Source organism: Candidatus Leptofilum sp., assembly GCF_965223285.1.
Taxonomy (GTDB): Bacteria; Chloroflexota; Anaerolineae; order Promineifilales; family Promineifilaceae; genus Leptofilum.
The window spans coordinates 5588586-5601009 of record NZ_OZ244997.1; the positions used below are offsets into that span (position 1 = coordinate 5588586).

General features: G+C 52.1%; 11 protein-coding genes. 2 read left to right on the top strand and 9 right to left on the bottom strand.

Translation table 11 applies throughout. From position 1 onward, the window contains the following. Positions 1-124 precede the first annotated feature (124 nt). On the top strand, positions 125-1765 hold the full coding sequence (locus tag ACOQPU_RS25065) for an ABC-F family ATP-binding cassette domain-containing protein (RefSeq protein WP_420642563.1): 1641 nt from the start codon (positions 125-127) through the stop codon (positions 1763-1765). Between the two features lie 4 nt (positions 1766-1769). Here the strand turns inward: ACOQPU_RS25065 and ACOQPU_RS25070 are convergent, their stop codons facing one another. Continuing rightward, positions 1770-2564: an RDD family protein gene (locus ACOQPU_RS25070; RefSeq protein ID WP_420642564.1), complete on the bottom strand. Its 795-nt coding sequence runs from the start codon at positions 2562-2564 to the stop codon at positions 1770-1772. A gap of 104 nt (positions 2565-2668) precedes the next feature. On the opposite strand from ACOQPU_RS25070, the gene ACOQPU_RS25075 reads away from it, so the two are divergent. Then, complete coding sequence (locus ACOQPU_RS25075; protein WP_420642565.1) at positions 2669-3646, top strand: stage II sporulation protein M; 978 nt, start codon at positions 2669-2671, stop codon at positions 3644-3646. Between the two features lie 7 nt (positions 3647-3653). Here ACOQPU_RS25075 and ACOQPU_RS25080 read toward each other — a convergent pair whose 3' ends face one another. The 8 genes from ACOQPU_RS25080 to ACOQPU_RS25115 all read right to left on the bottom strand — a co-directional run bounded on the left by ACOQPU_RS25080 (position 3654) and on the right by ACOQPU_RS25115 (position 12371). Further along, the gene (locus ACOQPU_RS25080) at positions 3654-4343 is read right to left on the bottom strand and encodes a phenylalanine--tRNA ligase beta subunit-related protein (protein ID WP_420642566.1); all 690 of its coding nucleotides are present in this window, start codon (positions 4341-4343) and stop codon (positions 3654-3656) included. Between the two features lie 202 nt (positions 4344-4545). Further along, positions 4546-4893 carry a DUF5615 family PIN-like protein gene (locus ACOQPU_RS25085; RefSeq protein WP_420642567.1) on the bottom strand — a complete coding sequence of 116 codons (348 nt, stop codon included), beginning with the start codon at positions 4891-4893 and terminating at the stop codon, positions 4546-4548. Beyond that, positions 4890-5171, bottom strand: coding sequence for a DUF433 domain-containing protein (locus tag ACOQPU_RS25090; protein ID WP_420642568.1), 282 nt, complete (start codon positions 5169-5171; stop codon positions 4890-4892). The genes ACOQPU_RS25085 and ACOQPU_RS25090 overlap by 4 nt, the downstream gene beginning before the upstream one ends. A gap of 198 nt (positions 5172-5369) precedes the next feature. Beyond that, the gene (locus tag ACOQPU_RS25095; RefSeq protein ID WP_420640702.1) at positions 5370-6500 is read right to left on the bottom strand and encodes an ISAs1 family transposase; all 1131 of its coding nucleotides are present in this window, start codon (positions 6498-6500) and stop codon (positions 5370-5372) included. Positions 6501-6882: 382 nt separating this feature from the next. Beyond that, a complete protein-coding gene (locus ACOQPU_RS25100) occupies positions 6883-8196 on the bottom strand; it encodes a DUF58 domain-containing protein (protein WP_420642569.1) in 1314 nt (437 codons plus the stop codon). 158 nt (positions 8197-8354) lie between these two features. Further along, positions 8355-9725 carry a cytochrome P450 gene (locus ACOQPU_RS25105; RefSeq protein ID WP_420642570.1) on the bottom strand — a complete coding sequence of 457 codons (1371 nt, stop codon included), beginning with the start codon at positions 9723-9725 and terminating at the stop codon, positions 8355-8357. 73 nt (positions 9726-9798) lie between these two features. Further along, positions 9799-10755: an AAA family ATPase gene (locus ACOQPU_RS25110; RefSeq protein WP_420642571.1), complete on the bottom strand. Its 957-nt coding sequence runs from the start codon at positions 10753-10755 to the stop codon at positions 9799-9801. An 83-nt stretch (positions 10756-10838) separates the two neighbouring features. Continuing rightward, positions 10839-12371 carry a hypothetical protein gene (locus ACOQPU_RS25115; protein WP_420642572.1) on the bottom strand — a complete coding sequence of 511 codons (1533 nt, stop codon included), beginning with the start codon at positions 12369-12371 and terminating at the stop codon, positions 10839-10841. Between the last annotated feature and the right edge of the window lie 53 nt (positions 12372-12424).

Sequence of the window (12424 nt, forward strand, 5' to 3'; positions counted from 1 at the left end):
TTATGTAAACTTAGATAGTTTTCAAGGCCGAGGCGATTTTTAGCCTCGGCCTTTTTGTTTTAAATCATGCGTTTGGAGGCTGGCAACCTCCAAACGCCAGCCCCAATCAGCACAATCGGAGCAAATGATGGCAGAAATATTATTTAATCTCGATAAAATTGCGGTTTCTTTAACCGGAAAGCTGATTCTTTCTGGCTTGAACTGGGAAGTGCAAAACCAGCAGCGCATTGGGTTGGTGGGGCCGAATGGGGCTGGTAAATCGACTCTGCTCAAGTTGATTTCACGAGAGCTAGAGCCAGATGATGGCAATATTTTCCGTAAATCAGGCTTAACCTGGGGGCGATTACAGCAGGAACCGGAATTGCCTGCTGGCAACTCGGTACTGGTTGAAGCGATGACTGCCGTTCCCCAAATCGCCACTATTCACCAAAAATTGGCTAATCTAGAACAGCAGATGGGAACCCCGGCCGTATATGAAGATGGCGACCGCCTGGCAAAAGTGATGGCGCAGCATGAAAAGCTATTGCACCAGCTTGAGCAGCTAGATGGTGCCAGCTACGAGAGCCGCGTGAAAGAAACCCTCACCCGCTTGGGCTTTCCGCAAGACCAGTGGGTAACCCAAACGGAGCATTTGAGTGGCGGTCAAAAGAAGCTCATCATGTTGGCCAAACTGCTGGTAAAGCAGCCAGATTTGCTGCTGCTGGACGAGCCAGACAACCATCTGGATTTGGCTGCCAAGCAAAAGTTGGAAGCGGTCATTCGTAGCTATTCAGGCTGTGTGGTGATTATTTCTCACGACCGATATTTATTAGATGAGGTGGCGACGCACATTGCTGAATTGGAAAACGGCCGTATCACCCTGTACGTTGGCAATTACACAAACTACACCACCGAACGGGAGCTGGCGCGGCTGCGGCAGGCCCAAATGTATGCTGCCCAGCAAAAAGAGATTGCCCGCATTGAGGCCGCCATTGCTCGTTTTGAGCTGTGGGCGTCGCAGGTGGTGAATGAGCGGCACATCAAGCAGGCACGCAGCCGCCGCAAAATGCTGGACAAGATGGACAAGGTGGAAAAAGTTGCGGAGCAGCGGCGCATGTCGCTGAATTTAGCGGGTTGGCGGGGCAGCAACAAGGTGTTGGAACTGGAAAATGTAACGCGGCGATTTGAAAACGGCCGTGCTATCTTCAATCAGCTTAACCAAATTTTGTGGCACGGCGAGCGGGTAGGGCTGGTTGGCCCCAATGGGGCGGGCAAATCATTCCTGCTTAAGCAGCTACTTGACCCCGAAACCATTCACGACGGGCAAATTAAAATCGGTCCCAGTATCAAGATTGGCTACTATGCCCAGGAGCAAGAAACGCTCGATTACAGCCGCGACCTGATCAGTGAAATTCGCCAAACGGCTCCTGTCAGCCGCGAGGTGGCGGTCGCGTTTTTGCACCGCTTTTTGTACACCTACGACCAGATGCAGCAGCCCATCGCCAAGCTGAGCGGTGGCGAACGCAGCCGATTGCAGCTAGCCAAGCTGGTGTTAGAACGGCCGAATCTACTTCTCCTTGACGAGCCAACCAACAACCTGGACATTGCCTCGATTGAGGTGCTGGAACAAACGCTAGATGAGTTTGACGGCACATTACTGATTGTGTCGCATGACCGTTACTTTTTGGATCAGGTGGTGGATCGGGTGCTGGAGCTGAAGGACGGCCGTTTCACCGAATTCGACGGCGCCTACACAGATTATCTGGCGGCGGGGGGAAGCGTATAATTGTCTACCGATCGTAGTGGTAAATTTGCACGATGCGTTTAATGGCGTAGATAGCTTCCGACGGCCGTATCGGATTCGTTTGAATTTCCATGCGCTCTAGCAAGCGGCCGAGAATTTGATTGGCCAGGGTGAAGCCGTTTGGCAGGTCGTTGTACCGTTGCAGCAGCGACTCAGCGAGCTGGATGTCTGCTTCGGTGAGCTTTTCGGCTGGCCATTTGGCGGCTTCCATTTCGGCTCTGCCCGGTGCGCGGCTGGCAACGCCGCTGCTGATAGAAGTTGATTTTTTGAGAGATTCGAGGGAAACGGCCGTTTGTTCCCGCACCACCAAGGTATTAGCCGCCAAATCTCCCAGCCGCCGTGCTTTGCCATCAATAAACATCGTCACCAAGCCCAGGCCATATGCCCCTGGTAAGAAATCTACCAGCCGAACCAGGTTGCGGATCACCGATTCAGCCAGGGTAATGGGCGTGCCGTCGGCCCGAATAACGCGAATGCCCACCTGCCGCTTGCCCGGCGAACTGCCGTTCCACTGCATTTCAAAAAAGATGTAGTAGCCCCAGAAAAAGGCAAAGCTAATCAGCGAGAGCAGGGCGATCAGAACAGAGCTGGCATCCGCCAGTATGTCGAAACCGCCCAACAAAATCAGAACCAGAATGGCGTTGGTGGCTGCCAACAACAGGCCGATGATGGTTGTGTCGATGAGCGCGGCTAAAAAGCGGGAGCCAATGCCCACCACTTCGTAGCCAAAAACCACATTTTCCGGGGTGTCAATATTTAAGAACTCGTCTGGTGATGTCATATTTTTTATTACGAAGGAACGAAGGGACAAAGGAAAAATTGCCAATTTCTTCGTATCTCAGTTTCTCAGTTTCTTTGTATATTTCTCTTGAGTATAATCCCATCATGAATGCTGAACAATTTTACCGCTCGCGTCAGGCCGATTGGCAACAGTTAACCGCACTGCTGGATAAAAGTCAACAGATGAGCAGCCTCAATCCACAAGAAGTGCAGCAAATGGGGCAGCTTTATCGTTCGGTTACGGCCGATTTGGCCTTGGCCCAACGAGAATATCCACGCCATCAGGTTACCACCTTTCTCAATCAGTTGGTAGCCCGTGGCCACGCCATCATTTATCAGGGGGAACCACTGGCGGTACGGCGATTGAAGCATTATTTTTTGGTTGGATTGCCCCAAACGTTCCGTGAGGCATTGCCTTTCATCATGACGGCCGCATTGCTGTTGTGTCTCCCTGCCATCATTGCCGGGTTTCTCACCAATTGGCAGCCAGACGCCTCTACCTGGTTACTGCCCGCCAGCGTGCAGGAGCTGCGTCCTGGCATTGAAAATCAGGAACTTTGGACAAATATACCGGTGAATGAACGGCCGTACTTTTCTGCCTTCATCATGTCCAACAACATCCAGGTCTCATTTTTAGCCTTTGGCGGGGGCATCACTGCCGGATTGTTCAGCCTATACATTCTCATCTTTAATGGGCTGCTGCTAGGTGGCATAACGGGTCTGACCGCCCATTACGATGTGGGCTTTGAGCTGTGGACCTTTGTCATTGGTCACGGGGTGATCGAGCTATCGGCCATTTTCATTGCGGGCGGCTCTGGGCTGATGCTGGGGTGGGCGATTATTCAGCCGGGCTTGCTTAAGCGGGGCGATGCCCTCATGCTGGCCGCGCGCAAAGCTGTGAAGCTGATTATAGGCTGTGTGCCTATCCTCATCATTGCTGGTCTGATTGAGGGCTTTATTTCACCCAACGAAAATATCCCCTGGCCTGTCAAGTGGAGCGTGGGCATTATCACCGGAATTTTGCTGTACAGTTATCTGCTGCTGGCCGGGCGTGGCCAAGAGCAACCTGCCGACCCTGCGTGATTCCTGCTTACCCACCCTGTGCGGCGTAGATTTCTTGCAGTTCAACCTGGGCATTTGGTGCAAAGAGCAAGATGTTTTGGTGAATTGCCTTAAGCTGCTGCTGAACGGCCGTTACCGGGACCCCCTCTGGCGCATAAGCAACATATAAGGCTCGTTTTGTGTTTGGTGAAATGGGTGTGCGCTTGTCCTGGCCGTAAATGATGGTGCAAATGATTCCCTTGCCGTCGGACATCATCATATCATTGGGTTTCAACGGCCGTTTCTTGCCAGACATCTGCACAAATTCGTCTCCAACTTGGGTGGCATCAAGAGTAATGGGGGGAACCAGCAAATCAGCGTCGTGCCCGGCCGTGAGAACCAGCGTTTCTAGCTCAGCGGCAAAATTAGCGTCCACCAGCGGGCTGACGTTGGGCAACGACTTGCCCTTTTGCACCACAGACTCTAACTGTAGCTGAACATGATACGTTTTGTTGAACTTTTTGTAGTAGCTGCGATACGCTTGCAAAATCTTTAGCTCTAAAAAGTCTGCCCGAGAATATCCCGCATATTTTTCCTGCAACCGCCTTTCAATTTCTCGTTTTCGTGCATCCAGCGGCGTGGGGCGTTTGCTATTGTCTATGTTGCCAATGAGCAATACCCCGACACCGCCTTCGGGGAAGGTTTGATGGAAACGGCCGTTTACTTCAATCTCAAACATCGTAGAATTCCTCAGCGGCACGGTGCTGCGGATATGCACCGAAATCAGCCACAGATCAAAGAGATGATTTGGCCACACCCTAACGCCTGCATAACCGGCGCGGCGCGATTAGAGTATACTTTGCTCTAACCGCGCCGCTTGAATAACCAGCTAGTCGCCGCGTCTCTGGTTCATGCTTTGTTAGCACGCGACTACAAGATGATCAGATGTATCGAACCTGATTTTGCATTTCGTCAGCAGTGACATGATTTAGAAAACGCATAAGCCGCCGCACTACCTCGTAGGGTGGATAGCGCACGGCTAAAATAATACCGTAATGAGTTTTCCTCGTATTGGCATATTCACGGGCAAGGGTTTCAAAATCGTGGCGGTTGTGAGTGAGGAGCGTTTTGCGTTGACTGACTGCGTAGGCTAATTGTTCTTCATCACTTTTTTCAAGCTGACCTGCATCACGAGCAGTCATGGCAGAGAAACCGCGCCCTTTTAGCAAGTCTGCTATTACCACATGGACATCTTCATCAAGATAGAGTTCAATGAAAAGCCGATTCACATGTCCCTCACCAGCGGGTCAATTAAATCATCTGGAATACGATTACGTTGAATATATTCGTTGATTTCTTCCTGATTTTCACTATAGTAGCTCAACGCATCAAAAACTTGTGCTAATGTCAGGTGAGGTAACAGGTTTGGTATTTCCTCTGGAAAAACACCCTGCCGCCAAGTTTCCACAATTGCCCGCACTGGTGTACGTGTTCCTTTAATAATTGGTTCACCACTTAGAATTTTGTCATTTCTAACAATATATCGGTTTTCTGTAATCTGAATCATTGTAAATGACCTCATTTTGGATATGTATCATCCTTGAAACAGCATGTGTTCTGCCGGGCGAAAATGTTGCTCTTCATCTTTATGATACCATACGATGAAGCTGAGTAAGTGAAAAGTTGCAATCTTGTCTGTTTTTAGACATATTCTATTCAGATTGTACTGGAATAAGCCAAATGAACCAGAGGATATAGGGCTGTTTCAAAGTCGAAGAATGTCTAATGCTCTGGTAGGGTCAGCCGAAAAGGCATCAATGGCCTCAGAAACGGAAGCAAAACCAGCTAGACGAGCAAGGTTAATAACGATATTGCGAAAAGCAGCCCGAACTTGCGGGGCACCCGGCTTGCAAGTTGAACAAGCATCCTCACCCATGACCACATCCCGCACCCAATGAAGACCATTTTCAATGGCTGCCCAGTGGTCTCGGGTAATGGCAATAAGGTCAGCAGGTTTTGCCTCAGCTTGGGGCAAAGAGGTTATCCCATAGACATAGGATTCACTGTATTTGTTAGGTTTGAGTACCCATCGCTTCCGCTTGAGATGAAAAACCTGAGCCACATCAGGCCAGTGCGGATAGGCATTGTTAGTCGGTGCACTCCATAGCTCACGAATTTCCAGACGGCCGTGTCCCTTGTTGACGCTTTTGTAATAAAGAAATGGAGGCTCGTTTCTGGGCTGTGGCTGGGCAAACCGTGCTTCCAACGACCAAAGCAAGCGGGGATGATTGCCTTTGACATACATCAAATAATGACCCCCAGCTTGTCGAATCTGACGCACAATCGCTCTTTGAGTGAGCAATGCATCCACCGTAATGACCAATCCCTTCAGCAGCAATCGCTCAAGTAAAGGGGGGACACAGCTGATTTCATTGGTTTTGTCTTCTACCGCTGCTTGAGTAAGCACAATGCGTAACTGATGACACACAGCCGAAACAAGGAAAGCATTGGGGCTGCCCAATGAAGCGGCGCGTCGAATGCTTTTGCCATCGATAGCAATGCCCCGAGCAATGCCTGCTGCGACTAATTCTTGATGGACTTGATGCACCCATGCTTGAATACTGGCTTCAAGGGCTTCTGGTTTTATCTGCCAGAATACGCGACACAACATAGCGGCCGATGGGTGATGGTGTGGCTTGATACCTAGGCGCGATTTGCGCCCTGCTGGCATATATTTGCCCCATCTTGCCATGCCCCGAGCACTTGTTTTGCCACAGAGCATAGCCAGCACGATAAAATTGAACAGACTAATCAAACTATATCGCTTGCCGCGCGGCTTGCGCCAATCGGCTATCGGGTCGAAAATGGTGACTAGAGGTGGAATTGTAATTTGCATGTTTCCGCTCCTTGCAGGGATTTTGGAAACTATGCTGCAATTTCACCTTTTTTGCGACTGCCGACTTTGAAACAGCCCTACCAGAGGATATGACCGAACCAGACTAAATCCCACCAATTGCCAGTTTGGAGATACCGAAATCCCATGAGACTCAGTAACCCCAGAAAACCTAATATCCAGAGTTTTCTCGGATGTCGTTTTTTGCCATTCATAATTGGTTTTCTCCTCTTCAGTTGTTTTCCTTCCAATAAGGGAAAGGCCTAGCCGTGCTAACAAATATTATGCCGCATTACTATAGTCGGATTAAGTGCTCTATTTGTCCTGATTGAGAGTAAAACGATGCACGCATTATACGAAAGGCAACGCTGGTCGTAAAACAAGTTCACAGCATGGTTTTGGCTTTTAGCTCCAAATAGCGGTTGATGACGGCGATGGAGAGCTGATTGGCGGGCACGTCCAGAGTGAGAACGCCTTGCTGGCGCAGATGGTCGAGCGTGATTTGGCGCTGCTCCAGCAGTTGGGCGGCGGCCATCCGTTGGAAGGTTGATTGCGAATCCTCTGGCTGTTGATGGGCGGCTTGCACCACGTCCGGGTCGCTGATGGTGACCACCAGCGGCAGACTGCGCTTGGCCAGCAGCGTGACGTGGCTCACCAATCCTTCCAGGCTGATGCCATGTGTCAGATCGGTAAAGATGACCACCAGCGACCGCTTGCGCTGCTTGGCAGCCAGGTAGCTGAGCGCCCGTCGGTAATCAGACTCAACAGGCTGGGCTTCGACGGCGTAGAGCAGCTCCAACATGCGGTAAAACTGGCCGCGACCCTGGCGTGGCGACAGATAATGCTGGATGTCGTTGGCGAAGCTCATCATGCCCACTTTGTCCCCCTTGCCCGTCGCTACGTAGCCTAGCAGCAGGACGGCGTTGACCACGTAATCCAGCTTGGCCATTTGGGCAACGGGGCTTTGCATCATGCGCCCTACATCGAGCAGGGCGATCACTTTTTGGCTGCGCTCGGTTTGGTATTCTACGGTGACGGGGCGATGGCGGCGGGCGGTGGCCTTCCAGTTAATGCGGCGGTATTCGTCGTCGGGCAAATATTCGCGGAGGCGTTCAAATTCGGTGCCTTCGCCAAATTGGCGGGTGTTGCGCAGGCCAATCTCTTGCAGCCGATTTTTGCGCAGGAGCAAATCGTAACGGCGCACGTCTAGCAGGTTGGGGTACACCTTGATGGGGTCGGTGAGGGGGAGCGCACCCTGGCGAATGGCCAGGCCAAGCGGCCCTAGCCAGCGCAAATTTAGATTGCCAAACTGGTAGTCGCCCCGGCGCAGCGGGTGGACGTGGTAGGTAGCTTCCCAGGTGCGGCGCGGGGCGATTTCTCCACTCAGCAGCCGCTGGGAGATGTTGAAGGCGTCGGGCGGTTCGTCGCGCAGCCAGACGGCGGCGGGGCGGTTGCTGCGGTTGCGGATGTGGATTTTGATGGGATTGTCCGCTCCCAGGCTGAGCTTCTGGTCGTGTTCGCGGCGGATGTCGAACCGCTTTTCAATGGGTTCGGCCGTTCGCCAATCGAACCAGATGAGTAGCCCAGCCAGCAGCAAGTAACCCACTGCAACCCATTGCAGCAGTGGCAACCAGATGCCTGCCGCCATGATGGGAGCAGCCAGGAGCAAAACAAGTATCCCTCGATTTGTCGGCTGCATGATTTTTTTAGCCACAGAGGTTTTAGAGATGAAAAAAAGAGATAATTTATGTGCTTGGGTCGATCTCCTGACCGTGCCCGATGGTGGCACGGCGAGGACGCCGGCCACAGCTAAGCAATCTGAAGCTCTTTTTCTCTCTGTGTTCTCTGTGGCAAATCCTATCTCCTTTGAATAGTCATCATCAGGCCGTGTTTGGGGCGGATGGTAACGAGTGGGTCGGCTATGACGGGGTGGTTGGGTAGCAGTTGGAGCCGATATTTTTGCAGAACGGCCGTACCCATCAATCCCATCTCCACCTTGGCAAACTGATCGCCGATGCAGAGCCGTGCGCCGCCACCAAAGGGAAAATAGGCGTAGCGTGGGCGAGCTTTTTCGGCTTCGGGTAAGAAATGATCTGGATAAAACTGATCTGGCTTTTGCCAAAAAGCTGGGTGCCGCTGCGTGGTGTACGGACTCATGATAATGAGCGCATTGGCCGGAATTTGTGCGCCGAAAATGGTGTCTGCCTCGATGGCGCGGCGGGTGATGACCCAGGCAGGTGGGTAAAGCCGCAACGCCTCAGCGATGACGCGCTGGACGGTGGGCAGGTTGGGCAAGTCGTCGGTGGTGGGCGGACGGCCGTTCAAAACCCCATCAATCTCTGCCAACAGCTCATCTTCTACGGCTGGGTTTTGTGATAGCAAATAAAAAAGCCAGGTGAGGCCAGAAGCGGCCGTCTCGTGGCCCGCCACCAGCAGCGTAATGACCTCATCCCGCAGTTCAGATCGACTCATTTTTTGATTATCATGGTCAACGGCCGTTAGCATCTGGCTCAAAATTGTGTTGGGGTTGCCCCGTCCTTGTTCATGATCCTGGATTGCCTGGTTGATGAGATCATCTAGCAGTTGTAGTCCTTCACGGAAGCGGCGGTTGCGCGGCGTTGGCACGGCCAGCGGTAGGGGAACAGGCCGCTGGGAACGGTAAACAACGTAATCCAGCATGGCCAAAACGGCATGGGTGAGCTTGTTGGCATCTGCTTGCAAATCCAGCCCCAGCAGTGCTTCACCAACAATGGTGAGGGTGACGGCCATCATCTCTTCGTCGATGTCGAGCGGGGTGTTGGTTTGTACGGCCGTTTCCCAGCCATCCAGCATAGTTTGCGTGGCGTTGAGCATTGTTTGCCCCCAGCCCAGCACACGCTGCCGATGAAAGGCCGGCTGAATCATCCGTCGCTGCCGCCGCCAGAAACGGCCGTCGCTCGTCAGCAACCCCCGCCCGGTAATTTTGGCCAGTGTGTTGTACTGCACCGTGTTTTTGCTGTAGTTGCGCTGATTGGTCACCAGTACATGCTCAATTAAATCCGGATGATTGAGCTGAAACACTTCCCACAACCCCAGCGGATAATGAATGAAATCCCCGTGTTTGGCCGCATTGTGCTGCAAAAAGGCCAGTGGGTTCCGCTGAATCTCTGGAATACGCAGCGGGGAGAGGTTAACTGCTTTGAGGGTTAGTGAATGGGAAACGGCCGTGTCAATCATTATAAAAAGCATAGCCACGGATTACGCGGATTTTCGCAGATTAATAAAAATAATCCTTAAAATCTGTGCAATCCGTGGCAAAAACCTATCTTGGTACTTCAACTTGCCCCAGCAGTCGCCGAATAACGGCATCGGGGTTCAGACCTTCAATTTCCGCTTCTGGCTTGAGCAGGATGCGGTGACGGTAAACCGCAGGCGTGACAAATTTTACGTCATCGGGCGTTACGAAGTCACGGCCTTGCAGGGCGGCAAACGTTTTGGACGAAAGCAGCACGTGCGTGGCGGCACGTGTGCTGGCGCCCAGCGTTAAATCTGGCGATTGGCGAGAGGCAGCGGCCACCTGGGCAATGTAATTCAACACGCCCTCTTCCACCACCACCTGGTTAATTGCCTGCCGTGCTTCGGCAATAGATTCCGCCGGGAGCTTGGCCGTGAGACCTGTAGCGGCTAAATCATGCGCGTCGAAGCCGTTGTGGTAGCGGCGCAGCACCTCAATTTCTGTTTCCAAATCGGAGTACGGCACGGTCACTTTGAAGAGGAACCGATCCAACTGTGCTTCGGGCAGCGGGTAGGTACCTTCGTATTCAATTGGATTTTGCGTAGCGATGACCATGAAGGGCATCCCCAATGGGTAGCGGGTGCCTTCCAGGTTCACCTGCCGCTCTTCCATCGCTTCTAGCAGGGCAGATTGGGTTTTGGCCGGAGCGCGATTAATCTCATCTGCCAGCAAAATTTGGGTGAAGATGGGACCTTTCTTCAGGTAAAACTGGCCGCTGTTCATGTCAAACACAGACGTGCCTAAAATGTCGGACGGCATGAGGTCTGGCGTGAACTGGATTCGGTTGAAGTTGGCTTGCACTAGCTGGGCCAGCGTTTTGGCCATGAGCGTTTTGGCGGTGCCGGGCACGCCTTCTAGCAGCACATGCCCGCCTGTTAGTAGGGCAATAGTGAGCATTTCAAACGGTTCTTCCAGGCCGACCAACACCTTGTCAGCCTCCCGCCGTAGCGTTTCGTGAATGTTTTTAAGTTGGGTTGGTTCCATTTTTTCCTCGTTATTGGTAATCGGCAGGAATTGACACGATATTCGGTGACCCGATGGCTGCTCACTGATTACCGTTTTCCGGTCTACTGTTCACTGGGATTTTGCGTTTGGATGATGATGGGCTGCAAAGCGGCCTGGGCTTGGTCTACCCCTTTTTTGATCGATTGCAGCCGCGAAAGCTGATCGTGCCAGAAACCAGAGCCTGCGCTAGCAGCCAGCCCAGTCAAAATAATCCCTGCCGTGAACTCGCGGATGCCTAATCCCCAGCGATTAAGAAACTCACCGCTTATTATGGTCAAACTCAAGAAATTGGCGTCGGCTGGAAACAAATCTTGCAGCAGATCTGCGGAATCAATTTGCAGCATGTAGGCCAGAAAAACACCAATAACCACTGAGAGAAAGCGCGTGCGGCGGATGCGCTTGCTTTCTAGCTCTTTGTCATATCGTTCCAGGTCTATCAATTTGGCGGCTGCTTGCGTACTATCTTTTATTTGCGGATCGTAGACTTTGGGCGTGAGCATGGGATCCTGAATTCTGGGGGCGCGGATGAGCAGCCGCTTGAACCAATTCACAAAGTTGCGCAACAGTTGTCCTATCCAACTACGGACTTCATCTCGCTGATGCTCTAGTTCGGCCAAAAATCGGTTGAGCGATTCCAGGTAAACGTCGGTGCCGCGATAGGTTCGCAAATTCTCCAGATATTCCTCAAACTGATTCGTGAACTGCGTTTGTAATTTTTCTGGCAAGCCAAAGGCTAAAATTTGGGGTTCTAGCTGGTTCTCATACATGGATTTGGCGGCTTCGTAGCTTTCTTCTTGCAGGCTGTTGAAGTAGGCACGAGTCCAGGCGGTGACGCCATCGGCAACTTCACCCGTGACGAGGGTGGCGGTGGCTTGGTAAACTTGCTCGGCGGTAACGGCCGTTGCCTGCCGCGCCAACCGATCGATTGCCCGATGTGCTTTTTCTACCAAATCGCCTCGCTTCAGGGCCACCTGCACCGCCTTACCCAACGACGTGCTGGTGTCAATTTGAGCCACTGCTTTCTCTAGCTCCGCTTGGGTTACTTCTTTTACCTGGTTGATTTGGTCATCCCCAATATTTTCCAGACCCACTTCTGCGAGAGCGGCCGTAAACTCTTTTTGGCGCAAATGATTCACCACCGCTTCGGCCGTAAATGCGGGTTCCAGCAGCTTGCCTAGCTGCTCAATTTGCCGCTCAATTTTTAGTTTCGCCTCTGCCGAAACGCCCAAATCTTCTAATTGGCCGGGCAAAAAGGCTTGGTATTCGGCCAATGTTTTACGGGAATTTGGCTGGCTTTTCAAGCCTAGCGGCTTGCCCAGAATACCCTTGAAAATATCCACCACAATTTCTGTGCCAATCGCCATCGTAAACATGGTAACCACATAGACGCCCAGCGTGGCGAAAATAGCACCGACGCCGTCGAAGAATGAGTTGCCAGGGTTGGACGTTTCTTCTTCGGCAGGTTCATCCTGGAGGGAAAGAGCGTTGCCGCTGGGCAATGGCAACGGGGCATCGGCACGAGCCAGAGGGGTCAGAATGCCCATCAACAAGAACAAAACAGCAAGGGCCAGGACGGAAATAGTGATTCGGGGCATGGGCTTCTCCAAATTTTGTAAGGGCAAGGCAGTTAGAAGAAATGTTTGATTCG